This window comes from Polynucleobacter sp. MWH-Spelu-300-X4 (assembly GCF_018687515.1).
GTDB lineage: Bacteria > Pseudomonadota > Gammaproteobacteria > Burkholderiales > Burkholderiaceae > Polynucleobacter.
The window spans coordinates 1,055,938-1,074,641 of sequence record NZ_CP061294.1; the positions used below are offsets into that span (position 1 = coordinate 1,055,938).

Consider the following 18,704-nt stretch of genomic DNA (forward strand, 5'->3'; position numbering starts at 1 on the left):
CTATGACAGCGTAAATATCCCACACTCCTATAATCTAAGCAAATAAAAAAACGAGGCTGCCGTGAACAAAAAAATTGTTGTTCTAGATGACTATGAAAACGCCTATAAAAGGCTATCCAACTGGGAAAAAATCGAATCTAAAGCCCAAGTTGAGATATTCCACCAACCTTTAACAGGCGAAGCTCTCTTAAAAGCTCTTAAAGGGGTTCATGGACTGGTTCTGATGAGAGATAGAACCCCTCTCCAAGCAAGCCTCATTGAACAACTTCCACTGCTAGAACATGTCGTCTTTACAGGTACCCGCAACCTAGCACTTGATGTTGCAGCACTCAAAGCTAGAAATATCACTATTAGCCATACAGAATGGGGGCCTTCCAAAGAAAGTACCGCTGAATTAACTTGGGCTCTTATTTTAGGCATTCATAAGCGGATCGTTGAGCAAAATACCCTTTTGCTCAAACAAGAATGGCGCAATACCCACTCTTTATTACCTGTTCTGAATGGGCAAACCTTAGGATTAATTGGCTTAGGTGAGATTGGTAGTCGCGTAGCCAAAGTAGCCCAAGCATTTGGTATGAATGTTTTAACCTGGAGCCCCAATATGACTCCAGAAAGAGCTGCCGCTATCGGGGTAACATCCGTTAGCCTAGAAGAACTTTTAAAACGGTCTCAGATTATTTCTTTACATTTAGTAGCTAGCCCAACAACTAAAGGCTTATTAAGTAAAGAAAAAATATCACTCATGCAAAAAGATGCTTTATTAATTAATACATCTAGATCCACTTTAGTTGATACTGAAGCTCTTGTTCATGCGCTTAATAATCATTCAATTGGTGGCGCGGCTATTGATGTATTTGATCACGAGCCACTTGACCCACATCACCCTTTACGCCACAGCCCCAACACTCTACTCACTCCACACTTAGGATTTGTGGCAAAACCCGTATTTCAAAGTTTTGCAAATGGCGTGATTGAATCCTTAGAAGCATGGTTACATGGCAAACCGACTGTCCGCCCCGTGTCTTGAATGTGGCAATCCATTAAGGGCTTTAGACAAAGTCTGCCCTTTTTGCGGATCCCCTAATAAACCAGCACTATCCAAAAAGGAAGCTGGTATTTACACCATTAACTTAGAAATAACATTACCCACGGTTGAACAAGCGATTCATCAATTTGATCAATCTCTAGATAATTTAAACGGAACCGCTATTGCCATTGTCAAAGTCATACATGGCTATGGCTCTAGTGGCAAAGGTGGCCGAATTAAAGAAGCTATTCGGCAAGAACTTCTTTACCAACGACGCAATCATATTATTGACAGCTATTATGCTGGCGAAGATTTATTACCTGGGAAAGAAATCTATCAAGAATTATTACGGTATCAACCACAAATTAAGAACATACTTAGAAAAGATATTTTTGGTAACCCAGGCATTACGCTGATTATTTTGAAGAGGTCTTAATGAACACACACAGCCCATCCCCAGAAGAAATAAAAATTCTTGAAGCTTTGCGTGCTCACCGCAAAGCCCATAGGCAAAGTTATCCCAAACAGACCTCTCCACATCAAGATCAAATAGCTAATCAAGCCACCCTAGGTCAAAGAGTTTCTGATGCAGTAGCAAAAACCGTTGGGTCATGGCGGTTCATCATCATTCAAAGCATGGCTATTGCCGCTTGGATTACCGGCAACATTGTGATCGGCCAAGGTGCATGGGATCCCTACCCATTTATATTGCTCAATCTCTTACTTTCATTTCAAGCGGCCTATACCGCTCCCGCCATCATGATGAGTCAAAATCGACAAGCGGAAATAGATCGACAACAGGCCAGCAATGATTTTGAAGTCAATGTTAAAGCAGAGCTTGAAATAGAACTACTTCATCAAAAAATTGATTTACTCAAAGAGAAAGAATTATTGTTTTTAACAGAAGCGATTCGCGATTTAAGTAACAAGATTGAGCATATGCAAACCAAATCATGAATAGCAAAAGCAACATTAATAATCAAACATGCGCCATATGCAAGACTCAATTTTGCTGCGATAACCTTGCTGGAAAAACTGATTGCTGGTGTTTTAGTCTTCCAGCTATTAACACCAATCAGCTCAACCCTGATATAGGTTGTTTATGTCCAAGCTGCTTAAAAAAATTAAGTCTCGATAAAACTATTGCGCCAATTGCAAAATAGCCTGCTCAAAAGTTTCAACTGGTTGCCCACCTTGTAAAAGGTGTTTTTTATTAAAAATAATGGAAGGTACGGACGTAATACCTAAACCGGTGTAATGACCTTCCGCCTCTCTCACTTCCTGTCCGAATAAATCCGAATCCAAAATTTCTTTAGCACGCCCTACATCTAAATTAGCTCTAGCAACAGCATCCAAAAGATTAATCGGATCATCAACACTAAGAGCCAATGTGAAATAAGTCTTCAGCAACTCTTTTTTGAGGTGGTACTGCTCATCCGGACCGATCTCATGCAAGGCCCAATGCAACAAGCGATGTGCATTAAATGTGTTATAGGTGCGTTGACGACCTTCTGGATGAAACTCAAATCCAACTGCAGCGGCTCTCTCACGAATATTTTTTTGATTGACTTGCACCTGCTCAGCACTAATGCCGTATTTTTGGGTGAGATGCTCAACGATATCTTGCCCACCCTTGGGCATCTGCGTATTTAGCTCAAAAGGCTGAAATCGCACTTGAGCCTTTACTTGGCCATCTAAATTCTTAATAGCCTGCTCCAAGGCTCCAAAACCAACGGCGCACCACGGGCAAACCACATCTGAAACAAAGTCAATTTCTACAGTTTTTTCCATGAGCTAATTATCTATGGTTATGCCCATGAATGCTGAGAGATTGGATTGTTTACTCAGAGCGGCTACAAATCCACTCTTTACGTTGCCATTCACCTGGTTTTTCAGCAAAAACCATCCAAATAACCAAACCGCTAAGAACAGACCAAATTGGGTTTGCAATTAAAGTTTTCATGATTGATCTCCTTTAAACTCTTTTAAACACGAGGCTTAGCCTCAATACTGTATAAATATACAGTATTTTTAAAAAGTGTCAAGAATTTTATAAAAAAGCTTTTTTAGAGATCTTCTCACTCAACCAACCCTTTCAGCATTAGACTTAATAACCCTATTTTTTGTAGCTATATTTATTCATTGATTCATCAATTAAATGTAACTACAATAAATAGAATGAAATTTACGTTTGACTCAGAAAAAGATGAAAGCAACCTTAATAAACACGGCATATCCTTATCCGAGGCAAAATTTCTAGACGAATGATTAGTTTAAGAAAAGCAAATAACCGTGAAATAGATAGATATGAAGAAGAAATTAATTAGCTTAACAAGCAAAGAAGATTTGGCTATCACGAAGTCTGCAAAATCTGACCCAGATTCTCACCCACTAACAGATAAAGAGTGGCACAAAGTAAAACCCATGTTATCTCGTGGTCGAGGTCGCCCACTAGGTAGCGGCACCAAGGAACAAGTCACACTAAGAATTGACCGGGAAACACTTGCCTTCTACAAGTCAAAAGGTAGCGGCTGGCAAACCTTAATTAATCTCATCCTTGGGGAAATAAAAAAAGAGTCTGATTCCATCAAATCAATTGAAAAGAGAATGAGTCAGGGAAATCTTATTTGCAGCAGATCTAAAATAGCTGCATAAACAACCCAACTAGCCAAAATGAAACTTAAACAAGCCACATCTGTCAAAGCTCTATTTTTTAGTGCTTTATTTGTAATTGGAATAAATACCTGTCTCGCGCAAGCGGATATTCCTGAAAGCCAAAATTACCAGGGCATTCAATACATCACCGGTGGAATCGGTAGTGAAGAATCTGATGCGATTATTGAACTCGGCAAAAAATGGCCTCTAACACTAGAGTTTTCACAAGACCACCCACAACGATCACTTTGGGTTGCTGATGTAGCAGTAAAAATTACAAATGAAAAACAAAAAGTTATTTTTAACGTTATGAGTGAAGGTCCAATTCTTCTTATTAACCTAGAACCAGGCACCTACAACATGGAATTTGTTTTTGAAAAACGCCCATTAAAACGAAAAATAAAAATTGAAGAAGGCAAACCTCAAAAACTTCCTATTGCATGGCCAATTCAATAAAAAACCATTCTCGGTATGGCTTCATTGATACCTTGAAAGGTATCTGCTGCCTACTCATACTAACGCACCATCTAGCTTTTTATGGTCCGATGTCTGATGCTGCCTATTCATTAATACCAGGAGTGATTGATTTTTTATTTGAATACGGACGCATGGCCGTCTCTGTATTTTTAGTTATAGGTGGGTTTTTAACTGGGCAAATTATCTGCAAGCCTAATGTTTTCGTCAAAAAAAGTGTTACCGAATTTATTTGGTCTAAATATCTAAGATTAGTCATTCCTTATCTAGCCGCAATTACACTAGCAATTATTTGCTCATTCATCGCCAGCAGATGGATGCAACACAGCTCTTTATCAGCATCCCCAGACCCCGCTCAATTAACCAGTCATTTATTTTTACTACAAAACCTATTGGGCTATGAGTCTTTATCAGCTGGGCTCTGGTATGTGGAAATAGACTTCCAATTATTTTTAGTTAGCCTTTTATTAGTTTTCCTCATTGAAAAATTAAGTCCTACCAGCTGGTCATACGCCAGAACTCATGCGATCAGCATGGGAGGTATCACAGCCCTCACAATTGCTTCGTTGTTTATTTTTAATCTGAATGAAACTCTAGACACAACCTTCTTATACTTCTTCAGTTCTTATGGTTTAGGTGTTTTGGTTGCTTATATCGCCAAAGAAAAATCATCTTATTTTTTATTATTTCTCTTGTCAGACATGGTTGCATTAAGCCTGTATCTCAACTTCCGGATGCGGATATTAATTTCACTAATTACGGCTATCGCACTCTGCATCACTTACCAGCAACAATGGATCAATGCACGCATTTGGGCAAATCCAATTGCCTCCCTAGGGAAAATGTCATATTCGATATTTCTAGTGCACTTCCCCATATCTCTATTGTTCAGCGCTCTTTTTTCAAATCTTTACCCCCACAATCCAGAAATGAATCTTCTTGGCATGGGGCTTTCTGCGATTAGCAGTCTAATATTTGCAGCTGTTTTTTACCGTTTCATTGAGCAACGCAATACCACACACCCAAAATAACATATGAAACAATTATTAAAAGATACACACGTCATTGCTGTTGTTGGTTTATCAGATAAACCAACACGCCCATCATATGATGTAGCGCGTTACATGCAGCAAGCAGGCTATAAAATCATTCCTGTCAATCCTCAATGCTCTCAGATTCTAGGTGAAATCTGCTATCCAGACCTTCTCAGCATTCCAGAAAAAGTAGACATGGTGAACGTATTTAGAAAACCGGAAGATTGTTTAGATGTTGCAAAAGATGCTGTCAAAATTGGCGCCAAGTCTTTATGGTTGCAACTAGGCATCATTAATCAAGAAGCTGCCAATTACGCAGAGTCCCATGGCTTAAAAGTAGTCATGGATCATTGCATTAAAGTTGAACATAGAAATACGCAATAATTTTTATTGTTGAAAATCCAAACTCTTAATGCGCAGCTCAAATGTTGTACCGCTCACCTCCGTTTGTTTAATTTTGGCAGGTAAGTAAAGCGCGTCTTTTGCTAACCAAACCTCAAATCGACGTTTATCTTCCTTATCTCTTGGTAAACGTAGGAAGTGCCTAGTACTCTTGTATTTTTCATCAACATCATCCAGTTGTTCGTCCCCCATACTGACAAAAGTCCAGATTTCAACTTTATCAATAGTAGCCATTGGAATTTCTCGAGCTACTCCTTTCTGATCAATGGATGGATTGCCCGCGACCAAAGCTGCTAATTGAAGCATGACACTAAAACGATCCTGAGTGCCATGCGGCATAAAACTAGTTTCTTGATTAGTTGAAAAAGATACCAATCGTTGGTCGCGCATAAAGTTCACAGAACGCGTACCTCTACTCCCCCTAATTTCCTCATAAAAATCAGGCGCCACACCAAATGAATCAATCTTTCCAGTACTGGTGAATGTAAATTGGCCCAAAAATGGTACTGGCACACTAATTGACAATTGATAAGCCTGGCCTTTCAATTGCCAATCAATTTGTCCCACACCTACTTCACCACTATTCACAAAACCAAAGTAAGCCACTTTGGCGGACGGCGGCAATTGAAAAGCTTGTCCCTTTAACTCATCAGCCAGTTGATCAGACCGCTCCTGCTCATCAGCAGAAACAACTTCATTTAATAAATCCTGTAACGATTTAACTTTTTCTTTAGGTTTAGCGATGGGGGCTGATTGAATTTTTGTTTTAATGACTACATCAGGAATAGCATCCGCCGCAGAAAAATCGGGCAATCTGAAAGAGACACTTACCAAACCATGCAAAATAATCGATAAAAGAATCGCGAGAATGAATGGATGAGGTAAATATCTTTTCAAACTAAATAAAACCTCATTAACGTTGCCCCATATGTATATCCAAGAAAACATCCTGGGCCTCTTTTGGCAAACATCTCCAATATCTAGGATTTGCTGCTACTTTACCCCCCAGAACTCCAGCAGCTTCCCAAGCCCAGCGAGGCTTATATAAGAAAGCTCTTGCTAAAGCCACCGCGTCAGCTTGTCCTGATGACAAAATATCTTCCGCTTGCTGAGGGCCTGTAATCATGCCGACGGCAAATGTAGTTAAACCAGTCTCAGCCTTGATTAATTGGGCAAATGGCACCTGGTAATTAGGCCCAAGCGCAATTTTTTGTTTAGGAGAAATGCCTCCTGAAGAAACATGGATGAAATCACAACCCAAAGCTTTTAACTGCTTCCCAAATTGAACCACCTCTTCAGGCTTTAAACCTTCATCCATCCAATCACTGGCTGAAACACGAATACCTAAAACTCCTGCATATACCTCTCTAACAGCTTTAAATACTTCCAAAGGAAAGCGCATTCTGTTCTCTAATGAACCGCCGTATTGATCATCACGCTTATTCGCTACGGGGGATAAAAATTGATGCATTAAATAACCATGTGCTCCATGCAATTCAATGGCATCAATTCCAATACGATCCGCTCTCTTAGCTGCATTTGCGAAAGCCAACTTAATAGCATTCATTTCATCAACCGTTAATGCATGCGGAGATGTTTCTGCTTCTAATTGAGGTAAAGCTGATGGAGCCACTGTTACCCAACCACCCGCTTGAGGGGGTAGCAATTGACCGCCATTCCAGGGAGCAGCACTAGATGCTTTGCGACCAGCATGCGCCAACTGAATACATACAGGCACTTTGGGCGCTAACGCTTTAGCTCTATGCAATTTATCAGCTAAAGCAGCCTCAGTTTGGTCATCCCATAAGCCCAAACAATGCGGTGTAATACGCCCCTCCGGCACCACAGCAGTTGCCTCAATGATGAACATGCCAGCACCACTATTTAGCAAATTACCCCAGTGCATTAAATGCCAATCACTAGCTAAGCCATTTTCAGATGCATACTGACACATAGGCGCAACAATTACCCGATTATCTAAATCAATTCCACCACGCGGTGAACTTAAATGTAATTTTGAAAATAGTTGGCTTTTTTGTGACACAAATGACTCCTTTATTTTTACAGCTATTACTACGAAGAAAATTCTTATAGGCGTCTAATCTAAATGAAATTCCAAAACTTTGCTTAAGTAGTCAGAATAATTGGAAATAGCATGCCCGCCACTCTCTAAAATATGCTGATAAACGCCAGGATATTTACGTACCATTTCTTCATAATTCAAGACTTCATCATCTTTAGCTGCCAATAGTTGATACCGTTTAGGATAAGTAATTTTAGAAATATATAAATCTTTTAATTCTTGTATATATTCTTTTCTAAAATAAAAAACCTCCTCATCATGCCAAGATGTTTGCTCCCCAATATATTTCTCCAAGTCTCGAGCGGGTTCAACCGCCGGATTTAAAAGAGTCGTTAAGCAATTTCTCCCATAACGTTCGGCAAGATAAGTCGCGTAATAACCACCTAAAGAAGATCCAATGATGGATAACTTTTGATACTTCTGCTGTTCAATAAAAGTAGTCACCATTTTGATTGCCAAACTAGGCGACGGTGGCAATTGCGGTCCATACCAGGCCAAATCAACACCTTCAGCCATTAATCTATCGATTGATTCTCTAGTCAATAGCGCTTTAGCGGAGGATGGGGACGACCTAAAACCATGTAAATAAACAAATAGATGCATCTTAAAAGCTTAAACCATAATTAACTTTTAGCACTAATATATTCACTTGTTAAAAGATTTAAATATGAAAGGAAATCATGCCCACTATTTTTGAGAGACTTATTTCCGGGGAACTTCCTTGTGCCAAAGTATATGAAGACGAATGGGTATTTGCTTTCATGGATGCTGGACCAGTCAATAATGGCCATGTATTAGTCGCCACCAAACAGCCCTACGAAACAATTTTAGAAGTAGATGATGAAAGCGCTAAAGCTCTAATTTTGACAGCAAAAAAGCTTGCTCAAGCTGTGCAAGATATTTTTAAACCTGATGGCATCACCCTTTTACAAACCAACAAGCCTGCAGGCTGGCAAACCGTACCTCATGTACACATGCATGTTGTACCTCGCTTCAACAATGATGGGGTAGATTTGATTTGGCCTAGAAAAGAACCCGGCATGGAACATCTTCAGCAATTAGCTGAAAAAATTACGGTGCAGATGGGGGTTTCCAAAAAATAATTGGGGCGGCAGATGCGGGATGAAAACCTTCTCGCCCCTCATATACCTCACGAATCATATTTAGATCGGCGACCTCATCCCCTGCGGGCATGAAAAATTTAGTTACCCCAATTTGCTTATGCTTATAGTCTATATAGGCAACCCCAATAGGCACTTGCGCCTTTAAGGCCAAACGATAAAAACCACTCCGCCAACCAGGCGTGTACTTTCTTGTTCCCTCAGGAGTAATCACAATCCATGCATATTTTTTAGCATGCATCATTTGCGCTAAATCATCTACATAACCCTGAGGGCTAGAACGAATAACAGGCATGCCGCCCAAATACCTCAACCATGCTCCTAGCACGGGGATATTAAATAAAGTATGTTTTGCTAAAAATGTAACCTGTATCCCCATCGCCCACTTAGCTAAGACGCCAATGCAAAAATCCCAATTTGACGTATGCGGATAGACCACAATGACGCCTCTTGGCGTAGGTAAACCATTGAATTGAAAAGACCAACCTAGCCATTTTAAAATTCTGGCGGCCAGCTGATTTCCTCTAAATTGAATAGGTAACTTTTCAGACATAGGTTTAATCATAACCTCTCAAACGCACTAAACCTTGAGGAGACTCAATATCGACCGACAACCCATGGGTATGCAATACCTCCACTTTAATGAGTGACGTGTCAGCATGAACCAAATGAAGTTTCCCCAGAATCTCCTCAATTAATATTTTTTCTTCTTCCGTTGTAACATGCAAGATAACATTCTTTAATTTTAGAGAGCTTGCAGGCATACTTTCAGTTGGATGAGTAACGCCCCACTGAATCAAAGTAGGCAATGCCCCATTCATCAAACGCCAGCCATCAGATCTAACTGTAACTTGCCACTCTAACAATCCATAGTTAGACATCCTAGAACCAGAAAGAATATCTCCACGATCGATACCAACACGTCGCAATTCATCAACTGCTTCTTGTATTTGCTGGGTTCTTACCACCCAATGAATTAATCTAGGAGACTTAGTTATTTGACGACTCAAAGTTGGGCAATCCATATCAAACCATCTCACACCACCAACAGCTGGATCCGGTGCCTCTAGGTCAATCGCAATAATTTCCAAATAAGCTTTTGGGAAATCATCACTATCGATACGCATAATAAGATTGTGCGTTCCCATTAAAAAATGGGATCCCCCTATTGAGAATTCAACACCAAGCACATCTTTCGCCCAGGCTTTACCTTCATCCAAAGAAGCGGCATAAACAATAATGTGATCCAACTCAGCGAGTATCAAAAATTTAACCTCTTAAAAATGAATATTGTTATCTATACGCTCATGATTTAACCACCATTATTAAGCAACATACAATAACCCTATTAGCACAACTATTGAACTTATTCATGAAACTCTCTCAAACATGCCCTTGCGGCCTAAATACCTATCAGGCATGTTGTGGCATCTATCATTCGGGACAGGCGCTAGCGCCTGATGCTGAAAAACTAATGCGCTCTCGCTATAGTGCCTATGTTCTAAAAAATGAATCTTATCTTCTAAAAACTTGGCAAAAAGATCAACGCCCCGCAGCCCCATTATTTGAACCATCCGATAAAACACAATGGCTAGAGCTCATCGTTAAAAATTTTAATGAATCTTCCGACAAAAAATCCGCCACAGTTGAATTTATTGCCGTCTACAAAGTTAATGGTAAAGCTTACCGCCTTCATGAAATTAGCCGTTTCATCATAGAGGATGGACAATGGGTCTACGTTGACGGTAGCTTCCCCGATATAAAATAAAACCATGAACGAACAAGAAATCCTCCAGAAAATGCGTGCAGTATTTTTAGACTGCCAAAAACAAGCGGTTCTATTGACTCAACAACACCCGAGTCTTCATAAAGGGTTTGTTGCAGATATGCAATTTGCCAGCACCTACGGGGCTTTTTTAGGAGAAATTAAGGTCAATCATGGGGTTGATTTAGAAACAGACTCTATCGCTCAACGTTTAGTCGATGCCCTTTCCAAAACAGACTCTCACACCATTGGGCTAATTAGAGAAGAAATTTATAACGCATTAGATCAAATGCAACCAGAACAATATGCTAGCTATATTTTCTTAACTTGCTTCCCTAGCATCTATAAAGCCATGAGTGAGAAATGAGCACCTCCCCCTCAAACCATGAAGAAATTTATATCTCATGGGGTGACTTACATCTTCATGCAAAATTATTAGCAAAACAACTAGAAGATCTCGCGGACTGGAAAGGGATTGTGGCGATTACTCGTGGGGGCCTTATTCCAGCGGCACTTATTGCACAAGAGTTAAATATTCGATTTATCGATACTATCTGCATCAGCAGTTATGAGAATAAAAAAGCTGGGGCTTATGCCAAGCAGTCAGATCTTGAAGTTATCAAAAGTATCGATGGAGATGGCGCTGATTTCTTATTAATTGATGACTTGGTTGATAGCGGGGAAACAGCTGCTTTTGCCAAAGCCTTATTGCCTAAAGCTCACTTCGCAACCCTATACGCCAAACCCGCTGGCAAAGCCTATGCCAACACGTATGTGCAAGAATTTCAGCAACACCAGTGGCTCATATTTCCCTGGGAATCAAATCCAAGGTAACTTACTCTTTAAGACAACCTGATCTTCCCAAAGCCCAAAAACCCCAAAAATGCTCAAAATTTGAGATATTTTTAAAAAGACGTCAACCAAACCCAAAGATAAGCCGTTATGGGCATAAGGACACTTTATAAGGAAGCCTTAATGCGATACGGTTTTAATCACTTATCAGACGACGAATTCGTTGTTTTGTGCAAAGAATTGAATAAAAACAAAGGGTTACTATTGATTGGCGCAATCAAAGAGCTACCGCCAAAGCTAGCAGCATTTGCTGAATGGCGCCAAGGCTTAAGCTACATGGCCGCCTACGCATAACCCTTCAATATCACCCCAGATAGGGCAAATTTAGCAAAATGGACCTCATTTTTAATAATCAGGCCCATTTTTATTGGGAATTCTGAAGTTAAAAAGGGAAAATTAAATCAGCCTGGAAGTACTCATACCTATAATTAGGTCCATTAAAACCAGCGCTCTCGGAATACCCAGCCTTAGCTCGTAGAAATACTTTATTAGCTATTGGACTAACTCCTTCAAACTCTACTAAACGAGTGGTTGTGCGTGGGTCATCAGAGATTTTTTGACGACCTAGACCAATCAAACCAGATAGCTGCCAATCATTAAGCCTTCTTCTCATACCCAAAGCTAACATCTGCTCTTGATAATTTTTAGGGTTGAAATAATTACCAGTTAAATCATGACTATCGTGATATTGACGATGGCGCAACTGAACATTAACTCCTTCTACAGGGAACAGGTCATAAATTAATTTTGCGCGCACATGGTTTCTAATATTGTCATCCGTGAATTGCTGTTGCCCCAAAAATCCTACTGCAGTCCACCGTGGCGCAAATCGATTTTCAATGCTAGCGCCATAAAAGTTATAAGCGATACCACCCATTAAGGAGTTTTTAGTTTCAACGCGATCTCTTGTAAAAAATGCCTCATAGTTTGTAGTCGCATTTAGCATCGCCGAATAATTTAAATCAGCCGTTAATAAATCGCGGTCATAAATACGATTCACCCCAAGACTCAAATTATGTCCAAGGCCATTTTGAGGATTGATATCCCGCTTAACCAAACTAAGCTGAGAACCAACAGCCGACCAATCAGGGGCAGAATAAAAATTTCTAGCGGCACTCACACCCCAATAGTCCTGCCCATTCTGATATACCGGCAAAAGGCCCGCCCCAACTTTCACCACATCAAAATTATCACTATCGTGAGATGCGAATACAGTAGGAGCTATCAAGCCCCAATCTTTTTTAGCTTCTTCAGCATGCGCAGATGACAACCCAACACATAGTAATGTTGCCAGCCATGAGGATTTTTTTAATAAATTCATTTTGTTCCCCATTCTTTTCTTAAACCCAATATTTCATAAACATAACCAATAACAGCTGCAGGCTGCAAAATCATGCCATACGGCAAAAGATAGATTAAAAACCCTAAAATATTTTTCCTTACATGTAATCCTTGCGCTTCAAACATTCTTGTTTCAGTATGAAACATAATCCAATTAAGGAAAAAGGCTATCGGGAAAAGACTCAAGGTCATTGGACCAACGATCCAATAATATCCAAATAAACCTAAAATAACTCCCGGCAAAAATGCGAATGTAAATGTCACATCCATCAATGGGAAAAGTAAATCCCACCAAATAAAGAAAGTGGATAAACGAGGCTTCAATAATATGCCTGGGTGAAATTTGAAGGCCTCAATCATGCCTCTAGCCCAACGTTGACGTTGACGAACCAAGCCTCCCAACGTGCTAGGTACTACAGTGAAGACAACAGCATCTTCACAATATCCAATGCGGTATCCCTTTTCCAACAAAGCCCAAGTCAACACAATATCTTCACCAACGGTATCTGGCCAACCACCCACTTCCAACAACTTTGATTTGTCGTAAAGAGAAAAACAACCTTGAGCAACTAACGTTCCTTGGTTAAGAGATTGAACTCGCTTAACAGTTGCAATCCCGTGAAAGTAATCCCATTCTTGTGATTGGGTTAACCAATTATCTCTAGAATTACGAACAAGCGTTGTGCCTGCGATAGCGCAAGTACCGGCTGGATCGCAAGCATAACGTTCAGCAATTCTGGCTAATGCATCTTTATATAAATACGAGTCTGCATCGAGAGTGATCACCTTATCGTACATCGATCTTTTTAATCCCAAATTAAGAGCTGCTGCCTTACCTTGATTAGTGGGCAGTGGAATTAATCTTAAATTTGGAATTGTTTTTTCTAAGTTGGCCACGATAGAAGCGGTTTGATCAGTTGAGCCATCATCAATAACAATGATTTCAACTTTTCCCAAGTAATCCTGCTTGCATACGCTCTCAATTGTTTGAGCTACATAAGACTCCTCGTTAAAGCAAGGAATCAAGATAGATAAATCAGGGTAAACATCTAAATGTTTACGCGCAGGCCTTTTATCCAATGCAAGACTAGAAAACATAAAAGCATTCATAAAGCCTGGGACAATTGCAATAAAAGCGATTAGGAAAGCAGCCAAACCCTCTCCGACCACTTTAGATAAATCCTCAAACCAATACTGACCAGCCCATATAGAAAAACCAGTCCAAATAATGGCAATGGCTAAAGAAAATAAAAATTTACTTCTAACTTTAAGATACATAGTAGTCGCCTAAAAATAAATCAATTCCAACACTGCGTTTGATTACGCCCCGCCTGCTTTGCTTTATACATGGCCTCATCAGCCCTTCTTACATACTCCCTCATTAATTGATGCGCACTTAAATCAGACCGGCATTCAGGACTAAATGTACTCACGCCAATACTAATTTGAATCCTCACCTCGCCGGCCTCTGCCTGAGCACAAACATGATTAGCGACCTCAAGTCTAAGACGCTCAGCCACCTTAAACGCCTCATCAGCATCTGTCTCAGGGAGCATTACCAAGAATTCTTCTCCACCAACTCGGCCAATTACATCAATCTCTCGCAAAGTTATACGGCAAATATCCGTCAACCCTCTTAAAACACGATCCCCCACCGGGTGTCCATAAACATCATTAACATTTTTAAAATGATCAATATCAATCATGCATAACGAAGTGGAGTGTCCGGCACGGAAACTTCTTTGAAACTCAGATTCAATCCGCTCTTCTATTTCAAACCTAGAAGCAACACCGGTTAAATAGTCAGTTCTACTAATCTTTTCTAATTTATCTTTTTGCTTTTCCGCAAGCAAAATAATTTCTCTTACCCCCAAAACTCCCATCAATAAAAACATGGAGACAAAACCAGAAATTAATACATGAAAGGTATTAAAAGATCCGAAAACACAACATTCAATTAAAGGCTCAACCCGTTCAAACATCATCAAAGATAATGCTAAAACTAGGCACAAATAAGCAACCTTATAAAAACGCACTTTTCTGAATAAATGAAGCACTAGCAATATAGAAGCTAGCTGAACAACCAAGGAAACCACATAAAGAAACATGCCCCAATACTTCATATGGCTCGCCTACTTAGCAATTCATCAACAACATGAGGATCCTTGAATAACTCAAGGGCCACCTGAACAACTTGAGGATCTAAGCCTTTCCCGGCCATCTTTTGTAACTCTCGAAAAGTAACATCTAAATCCTGAGCTGGTCGATAAGGCCTATGAGAACCCATCGCTTCAATCGTATCAGCAACTGCCAGTATCCTTGCCTCTAAAAGAATTTCATCACCCTTAAGCCCCAAAGGGTAACCCGTCCCATCCATACGTTCATGATGTTGATGCACCACATCAGCAATAGGCCACGAAAACGGAATATCTTTCAGAATTTGATATCCAGAATTAACATGCTCCTGAACCATTTTTCTTTCCAGATCACTCAAGGTCGTTGGCTTAGTTAGAATTTCTGATGGAACAGCCACCTTGCCGATATCATGTACAAGCCCTGCCATATAAAGACCTTGCAATCGATCTTCACTTAAACCCATTTTTTTACCGATAATGGTAGAAATCTTAGCAACCCGTTTTTGATGGCCCGCCGTATAAGGATCACGCCACTCCATGGTTTTAGACATGGCTTCAATAGTTGCATTCAAGGCTAATAAGAGTTGATTTTGCGCTTTTTCCTTACCTTCAATCTCTACAGATAAATTTTCTTGGTCTTTGATTGCCTTTAGACCATAACCAATCTCATTAGCTAAATTCTCAAACAAATGAACTTCACTATCACTAAATGCATTAGGGATTTTTGAATATACAGCCAAAGCACCAATAACGGCCTCGGCGCTTTTAATAGGGACAGAAACAATACAACGTATGCCATATGATTTTGCACGTGCCCTCCACGGCTCAAACCTAGGATCTATATCACCGTCTAAAATAATGACTGGTTGTCCTAATCGAATCGAGCTACCAACAGGCCCCTTGCCCGACAAAGTATCTTCAGACCAACTGACCACCAAGCCATCCGTATAAGATTTTGAAGGCCCAGCTACGCCTGCAACACGCACTGTTTTATCAATGTCAGCATCAGCCATACCGACCCACGCCACCACATAAGGCGCTTGACTAACAATGGCATTACAAACATCATTAATCAACTCTGCTGGCGATCTCCCATGAGATAGAGCCATTGCCGCCTGAGCATAGGCCAAAATAGCCCAATTTTGCTTCTCTTGAGTTAAGGTGCTAATAGCTAGCTGACGTTCGCTTTTCTTTCTAGAGGTGATATCTCGAATATTGCACTGAATAACTTTAGCCTCACCCACATCGTAAACATTGCTAACAAACTCAACATCAATCACATTGCCAGTTTTATGCCTTAAAGGGAGATTTTCATAACGAATGTAGCCTTTTTCGCGCAATACATTAAATGCATGAACGGCTAAATCTTTATCGACTATAGCGCCAATTTGCCACAATTGACGCCCTACAATTTCACTAGCTTCATAGCCCAACATGTCCAACAAAAAAGGGTTAGCCTCGTCGATTTTTCCAGTCTCAAAATCAACAATCAATATGCCATCTTGCGCCGTCTCAAAAAGTCGGCGGTAACGAAGATTAAACTCAGGCTCATTAAAGTTACTGGCTGTCATCTTTCCAGTTTACGCCCTAATAATTAATTCTCAAATATATTGATGAATTTCATTAGCAAATAAAAAAGAGTCCTCAGACTCTTTTTTATTTTCATAGGTCAAACGTACCGATTAATCTAGTAAATCTAGATTTCTAACGGCGCCCTTGTCCGCACTAGTTGCCAACATTGCGTAAGCCTTTAATGCCGCAGATACTTTGCGCGGACGAGGTTTAGCTGGTTTCCAACCCAGCTTATCTTGTTCGGTGCGGCGCTTAGCCAATTCCTCATCACTCACCAAAACATCAATTGTGCGGTTAGGAATATCAATTCGAATACGATCACCATTACGCACCAAGCCAATCGTACCGCCAGCAGCAGCTTCTGGTGAACAGTGTCCAATCGATAAACCAGATGTACCGCCAGAGAATCGTCCATCTGTTAATAAAGCACAAGCTTTACCTAAACCTTTAGATTTAATATAACTTGTTGGATATAACATTTCCTGCATACCAGGACCACCCTTAGGTCCTTCATAGCGAACGATCACTACATCACCAGCCTTAACTTGATCATTCAAAATGTTCTCCACTGCTTCATCTTGGCTTTCGACCACATGAGCAGGCCCCTCAAAAACCAACAAGCTATCATCAACGCCAGCAGTCTTAACAACACATCCATCTAAAGCAATATTGCCATGCAAAACTGCTAAACCACCCTCTTTGCTAAAAGCATGATCTAAGGATCGAATACAACCTTCAGCACGATCCACATCCAAACTTGGCCAACGAGTATTTTGGCTAAAGGCTACCTGAGAAGGTATTCCCGCAGGACCCGCCATATAAAATGTTTTTACTGCATTACTAGGGTTACGAGCGATATCCCACTGATCTAAAGCATCCTTCATAGTTTTAGCATGCACAGTTGGCACATCAGTATGTAATTTGCCCGCACGATCTAACTCGCCCAAAATAGCCATGATGCCACCGGCACGATGCACATCTTCAATATGATATTTATTTGTATTAGGTGCTACCTTGCATAACTGAGGCACCACCTTTGACATACGATCAATATCAGCCATCGTAAAATTAATATTTGCTTCTTGAGCGATCGCCAACAAATGCAAAATCGTATTAGTAGATCCACCCATAGCGATATCTAAAGCAATCGCATTTTCAAAAGCCTTAAAACCAACAGCACGAGGCAAAATAGATTCGTCATCTTGTTCATAGTATTGTTTGCATAGCTCAACAACTTGACGACCGGCTTGCTTAAATAATTGCTCACGATCAGCGTGCGTAGCAACTACAGTGCCATTACCCGGCAAAGACAAGCCCAAAGCTTCAGTCAAACAGTTCATTGAGTTAGCTGTAAACATGCCTGAACATGAACCACAAGTTGGACAGGCGGAACGTTCAACTTCAGCCAAATCAGCATCTGATACTTTGCTATCAGCCGCCATCACCATAGCGTCAATCAAATCAAGTTTTTTAACTTCGATTGTTTTTGTATCAGGATTAGCTAGGCGAACCTTACCTGCTTCCATAGGACCACCGGAAACAAAAATAACTGGGATATTTAGGCGCATAGCAGCCATCAACATACCCGGCGTAATTTTGTCGCAATTAGAAATACATACCAAAGCATCTGCGCAGTGCGCATTAACCATGTATTCAACAGAATCAGCAATAATGTCTCGACTAGGCAATGAGTACAACATGCCATCATGTCCCATAGCAATACCATCATCTACAGCGATGGTATTAAATTCTTTAGCAACACCACCAGCAGCCTCAATCTCACGAGCAACCAATTGACCCAAGTCTTTCAAATGCACATGACCAGGAACAAACTGAGTAAATGAATTGGCTATTGCGATGATTGGCTTACTAAAGTCAGCATCCTTCATACCTGTAGCTCGCCATAAAGAACGAGCACCCGCCATATTACGGCCAGCAGTAGATGTTTTGGAACGATAAGCAGGCATATTAAAAGCTCCCTAATATTTCTCAATGTGTTCTTGAATTGCTCAAGGTAGTAACAAGGATATTACAGCAGGATGGGAATATTTATCTCACCCCATCAAACCCTAAACCACCTAGGAAAAAGGGTTGGAATATATCCAACCCTTTTATTTACCTATTGTTTTGGCGGAGACGAGAAGATTCGAACTTCCGATCCAGGTTTTGCCCAGATGCTCCCTTAGCAGGGGAGTGCCTTCGACCACTCGGCCACGTCTCCTTATGTTGCTTCATAGTTAATT

Annotated in this window: 25 protein-coding genes and 1 tRNA gene; 13 read left to right on the forward strand and 13 right to left on the reverse strand. The window is 40.5% G+C overall.

What is annotated here, in order from left to right; genetic code table 11:
- The first annotated feature begins 61 nt into the window (after positions 1–61).
- Genes ICV01_RS05460 through ICV01_RS09145 form a run of 4 tightly spaced genes read left to right on the forward strand, consistent with a single transcriptional unit; the run spans position 62 to position 2,190 of the window.
- Complete coding sequence (locus ICV01_RS05460) at positions 62–1,027, forward strand: D-2-hydroxyacid dehydrogenase family protein (RefSeq protein ID WP_215286491.1); 966 nt, start codon at positions 62–64, stop codon at positions 1,025–1,027.
- Positions 996–1,463, forward strand: coding sequence for a hypothetical protein (locus ICV01_RS05465; RefSeq protein ID WP_215286492.1), 468 nt, complete (start codon positions 996–998; stop codon positions 1,461–1,463). The genes ICV01_RS05460 and ICV01_RS05465 overlap by 32 nt, the downstream gene beginning before the upstream one ends.
- The gene (locus tag ICV01_RS05470; RefSeq protein ID WP_215286493.1) at positions 1,463–1,984 is read left to right on the forward strand and encodes a DUF1003 domain-containing protein; all 522 of its coding nucleotides are present in this window, start codon (positions 1,463–1,465) and stop codon (positions 1,982–1,984) included. The genes ICV01_RS05465 and ICV01_RS05470 overlap by 1 nt, the downstream gene beginning before the upstream one ends.
- Positions 1,981–2,190 carry a cysteine-rich CWC family protein gene (locus tag ICV01_RS09145; protein WP_215286494.1) on the forward strand — a complete coding sequence of 70 codons (210 nt, stop codon included), beginning with the start codon at positions 1,981–1,983 and terminating at the stop codon, positions 2,188–2,190. The genes ICV01_RS05470 and ICV01_RS09145 overlap by 4 nt, the downstream gene beginning before the upstream one ends.
- Here ICV01_RS09145 and ICV01_RS05480 read toward each other — a convergent pair.
- Positions 2,168–2,818: a DsbA family oxidoreductase gene (locus ICV01_RS05480; protein WP_215286495.1), complete on the reverse strand. Its 651-nt coding sequence runs from the start codon at positions 2,816–2,818 to the stop codon at positions 2,168–2,170. The two genes, ICV01_RS09145 and ICV01_RS05480, sit on opposite strands and share 23 nt — an antisense overlap.
- Before the next feature lie 49 nt (positions 2,819–2,867).
- Positions 2,868–2,990, reverse strand: a complete 123-nt coding sequence (locus ICV01_RS09120; protein WP_256440687.1) for a hypothetical protein — start codon at positions 2,988–2,990, stop codon at positions 2,868–2,870.
- 344 nt (positions 2,991–3,334) lie between these two features.
- On the opposite strand from ICV01_RS09120, the gene ICV01_RS05485 reads away from it, so the two are divergent.
- Genes ICV01_RS05485 through ICV01_RS05500 form a run of 4 tightly spaced genes read left to right on the forward strand, consistent with a single transcriptional unit; the run spans position 3,335 to position 5,574 of the window.
- The gene (locus ICV01_RS05485; RefSeq protein WP_215286496.1) at positions 3,335–3,682 is read left to right on the forward strand and encodes a BrnA antitoxin family protein; all 348 of its coding nucleotides are present in this window, start codon (positions 3,335–3,337) and stop codon (positions 3,680–3,682) included.
- Positions 3,683–3,700: 18 nt separating this feature from the next.
- Entirely contained in the window at positions 3,701–4,138 is a 438-nt protein-coding gene (locus tag ICV01_RS05490) for a hypothetical protein (RefSeq protein WP_215286497.1), read from the forward strand.
- On the forward strand, positions 4,123–5,187 hold the full coding sequence (locus tag ICV01_RS05495) for an acyltransferase (protein WP_215286498.1): 1,065 nt from the start codon (positions 4,123–4,125) through the stop codon (positions 5,185–5,187). Before ICV01_RS05490 ends, ICV01_RS05495 begins: the two co-directional genes overlap by 16 nt.
- A gap of 3 nt (positions 5,188–5,190) precedes the next feature.
- On the forward strand, positions 5,191–5,574 hold the full coding sequence (locus ICV01_RS05500) for a CoA-binding protein (protein WP_215286499.1): 384 nt from the start codon (positions 5,191–5,193) through the stop codon (positions 5,572–5,574).
- A 3-nt stretch (positions 5,575–5,577) separates the two neighbouring features.
- On the opposite strand, the gene ICV01_RS05505 is transcribed toward ICV01_RS05500, so the two are convergent.
- Genes ICV01_RS05505 through ICV01_RS05515 form a run of 3 tightly spaced genes read right to left on the reverse strand, consistent with a single transcriptional unit; the run spans position 5,578 to position 8,278 of the window.
- Positions 5,578–6,540, reverse strand: a complete 963-nt coding sequence (locus ICV01_RS05505) for a DUF3108 domain-containing protein (protein WP_215286500.1) — start codon at positions 6,538–6,540, stop codon at positions 5,578–5,580.
- Positions 6,506–7,636, reverse strand: a complete 1,131-nt coding sequence (locus tag ICV01_RS05510) for an NADH:flavin oxidoreductase/NADH oxidase (RefSeq protein WP_256440688.1) — start codon at positions 7,634–7,636, stop codon at positions 6,506–6,508. The genes ICV01_RS05505 and ICV01_RS05510 overlap by 35 nt, the downstream gene beginning before the upstream one ends.
- A gap of 54 nt (positions 7,637–7,690) precedes the next feature.
- Positions 7,691–8,278 carry a YqiA/YcfP family alpha/beta fold hydrolase gene (locus ICV01_RS05515; RefSeq protein ID WP_215286501.1) on the reverse strand — a complete coding sequence of 196 codons (588 nt, stop codon included), beginning with the start codon at positions 8,276–8,278 and terminating at the stop codon, positions 7,691–7,693.
- A 77-nt stretch (positions 8,279–8,355) separates the two neighbouring features.
- Between ICV01_RS05515 and ICV01_RS05520 the strand changes: the two genes are divergently transcribed.
- Complete coding sequence (locus ICV01_RS05520) at positions 8,356–8,778, forward strand: HIT family protein (RefSeq protein WP_215286502.1); 423 nt, start codon at positions 8,356–8,358, stop codon at positions 8,776–8,778.
- Here ICV01_RS05520 and ICV01_RS05525 read toward each other — a convergent pair.
- Together ICV01_RS05525 and ICV01_RS05530 are read right to left on the reverse strand one after the other, a co-directional pair.
- A complete protein-coding gene (locus ICV01_RS05525; protein ID WP_215286503.1) occupies positions 8,747–9,349 on the reverse strand; it encodes a 1-acyl-sn-glycerol-3-phosphate acyltransferase in 603 nt (200 codons plus the stop codon). The two genes, ICV01_RS05520 and ICV01_RS05525, sit on opposite strands and share 32 nt — an antisense overlap.
- Before the next feature lie 4 nt (positions 9,350–9,353).
- Positions 9,354–10,061, reverse strand: a complete 708-nt coding sequence (locus ICV01_RS05530; RefSeq protein WP_215286504.1) for a VOC family protein — start codon at positions 10,059–10,061, stop codon at positions 9,354–9,356.
- Between the two features lie 107 nt (positions 10,062–10,168).
- Here ICV01_RS05530 and ICV01_RS05535 point away from each other — a divergent pair, with 107 nt between their 5' ends.
- The 4 genes from ICV01_RS05535 to ICV01_RS05550 all read left to right on the forward strand — a co-directional run bounded on the left by ICV01_RS05535 (position 10,169) and on the right by ICV01_RS05550 (position 11,707).
- On the forward strand, positions 10,169–10,564 hold the full coding sequence (locus tag ICV01_RS05535; protein WP_215286505.1) for a YchJ family protein: 396 nt from the start codon (positions 10,169–10,171) through the stop codon (positions 10,562–10,564).
- 4 nt (positions 10,565–10,568) lie between these two features.
- Positions 10,569–10,928, forward strand: a complete 360-nt coding sequence (locus tag ICV01_RS05540) for a hypothetical protein (protein ID WP_215286506.1) — start codon at positions 10,569–10,571, stop codon at positions 10,926–10,928.
- Positions 10,925–11,395, forward strand: a complete 471-nt coding sequence (gene gpt, locus ICV01_RS05545; RefSeq protein ID WP_215286507.1) for a xanthine phosphoribosyltransferase — start codon at positions 10,925–10,927, stop codon at positions 11,393–11,395. The genes ICV01_RS05540 and gpt overlap by 4 nt, the downstream gene beginning before the upstream one ends.
- 141 nt (positions 11,396–11,536) lie before the next feature.
- Positions 11,537–11,707, forward strand: a complete 171-nt coding sequence (locus tag ICV01_RS05550; RefSeq protein WP_215286508.1) for a hypothetical protein — start codon at positions 11,537–11,539, stop codon at positions 11,705–11,707.
- Between the two features lie 88 nt (positions 11,708–11,795).
- On the opposite strand, the gene ICV01_RS05555 is transcribed toward ICV01_RS05550, so the two are convergent.
- From ICV01_RS05555 to ICV01_RS05580, 6 genes are all read right to left on the reverse strand, one after another.
- Positions 11,796–12,734: a hypothetical protein gene (locus ICV01_RS05555; RefSeq protein WP_215286509.1), complete on the reverse strand. Its 939-nt coding sequence runs from the start codon at positions 12,732–12,734 to the stop codon at positions 11,796–11,798.
- Positions 12,731–14,032 (reverse strand): glycosyltransferase family 2 protein, encoded by a 1,302-nt coding sequence (locus tag ICV01_RS05560; RefSeq protein WP_215286510.1) that lies wholly within the window; start codon positions 14,030–14,032, stop codon positions 12,731–12,733. The genes ICV01_RS05555 and ICV01_RS05560 overlap by 4 nt, the downstream gene beginning before the upstream one ends.
- Positions 14,033–14,052: 20 nt before the next feature.
- A complete protein-coding gene (locus ICV01_RS05565) occupies positions 14,053–14,877 on the reverse strand; it encodes a GGDEF domain-containing protein (RefSeq protein ID WP_215286511.1) in 825 nt (274 codons plus the stop codon).
- Positions 14,874–16,460: an HD domain-containing phosphohydrolase gene (locus tag ICV01_RS05570; protein ID WP_215286512.1), complete on the reverse strand. Its 1,587-nt coding sequence runs from the start codon at positions 16,458–16,460 to the stop codon at positions 14,874–14,876. Before ICV01_RS05570 ends, ICV01_RS05565 begins: the two co-directional genes overlap by 4 nt.
- Before the next feature lie 111 nt (positions 16,461–16,571).
- Positions 16,572–18,428: a dihydroxy-acid dehydratase gene (gene ilvD / locus ICV01_RS05575; protein ID WP_215286513.1), complete on the reverse strand. Its 1,857-nt coding sequence runs from the start codon at positions 18,426–18,428 to the stop codon at positions 16,572–16,574.
- Positions 18,429–18,589: 161 nt separating this feature from the next.
- Positions 18,590–18,682: transfer RNA gene (locus ICV01_RS05580), tRNA-Ser, on the reverse strand.
- Between the last annotated feature and the right edge of the window lie 22 nt (positions 18,683–18,704).

Excerpts from the sequence above, each read along its gene's own strand:
- ICV01_RS05490 (WP_215286497.1), top strand. The coding sequence starts at position 3,701 with ATGAAACTTAAACAAGCCACATCTGTCAAAGCTCTATTTTTTAGTGCT.
- ilvD (WP_215286513.1), bottom strand. The coding sequence starts at position 18,428 with ATGCCTGCTTATCGTTCCAAAACATCTACTGCTGGCCGTAATATGGCG.
- ICV01_RS09145 (WP_215286494.1), top strand. The coding sequence starts at position 1,981 with ATGAATAGCAAAAGCAACATTAATAATCAAACATGCGCCATATGCAAG.
- ICV01_RS05540 (WP_215286506.1), top strand. The coding sequence starts at position 10,569 with ATGAACGAACAAGAAATCCTCCAGAAAATGCGTGCAGTATTTTTAGAC.
- ICV01_RS05500 (WP_215286499.1), top strand. The coding sequence starts at position 5,191 with ATGAAACAATTATTAAAAGATACACACGTCATTGCTGTTGTTGGTTTA.
- ICV01_RS05495 (WP_215286498.1), top strand. The coding sequence starts at position 4,123 with ATGGCCAATTCAATAAAAAACCATTCTCGGTATGGCTTCATTGATACC.
- ICV01_RS05535 (WP_215286505.1), top strand. The coding sequence starts at position 10,169 with ATGAAACTCTCTCAAACATGCCCTTGCGGCCTAAATACCTATCAGGCA.
- ICV01_RS05480 (WP_215286495.1), bottom strand. The coding sequence starts at position 2,818 with ATGGAAAAAACTGTAGAAATTGACTTTGTTTCAGATGTGGTTTGCCCG.
- ICV01_RS05550 (WP_215286508.1), top strand. The coding sequence starts at position 11,537 with ATGCGATACGGTTTTAATCACTTATCAGACGACGAATTCGTTGTTTTG.
- ICV01_RS05520 (WP_215286502.1), top strand. The coding sequence starts at position 8,356 with ATGCCCACTATTTTTGAGAGACTTATTTCCGGGGAACTTCCTTGTGCC.
- ICV01_RS05570 (WP_215286512.1), bottom strand. The coding sequence starts at position 16,460 with ATGACAGCCAGTAACTTTAATGAGCCTGAGTTTAATCTTCGTTACCGC.
- gpt (WP_215286507.1), top strand. The coding sequence starts at position 10,925 with ATGAGCACCTCCCCCTCAAACCATGAAGAAATTTATATCTCATGGGGT.
- ICV01_RS05465 (WP_215286492.1), top strand. The coding sequence starts at position 996 with ATGGCAAACCGACTGTCCGCCCCGTGTCTTGAATGTGGCAATCCATTA.
- ICV01_RS05515 (WP_215286501.1), bottom strand. The coding sequence starts at position 8,278 with ATGCATCTATTTGTTTATTTACATGGTTTTAGGTCGTCCCCATCCTCC.
- ICV01_RS05555 (WP_215286509.1), bottom strand. The coding sequence starts at position 12,734 with ATGAATTTATTAAAAAAATCCTCATGGCTGGCAACATTACTATGTGTT.
- ICV01_RS05470 (WP_215286493.1), top strand. The coding sequence starts at position 1,463 with ATGAACACACACAGCCCATCCCCAGAAGAAATAAAAATTCTTGAAGCT.
- ICV01_RS05525 (WP_215286503.1), bottom strand. The coding sequence starts at position 9,349 with ATGTCTGAAAAGTTACCTATTCAATTTAGAGGAAATCAGCTGGCCGCC.
- ICV01_RS05565 (WP_215286511.1), bottom strand. The coding sequence starts at position 14,877 with ATGAAGTATTGGGGCATGTTTCTTTATGTGGTTTCCTTGGTTGTTCAG.
- ICV01_RS05505 (WP_215286500.1), bottom strand. The coding sequence starts at position 6,540 with ATGTTTTCTTGGATATACATATGGGGCAACGTTAATGAGGTTTTATTT.
- ICV01_RS05560 (WP_215286510.1), bottom strand. The coding sequence starts at position 14,032 with ATGTATCTTAAAGTTAGAAGTAAATTTTTATTTTCTTTAGCCATTGCC.
- ICV01_RS09120 (WP_256440687.1), bottom strand. The coding sequence starts at position 2,990 with ATGAAAACTTTAATTGCAAACCCAATTTGGTCTGTTCTTAGCGGTTTG.
- ICV01_RS05485 (WP_215286496.1), top strand. The coding sequence starts at position 3,335 with ATGAAGAAGAAATTAATTAGCTTAACAAGCAAAGAAGATTTGGCTATC.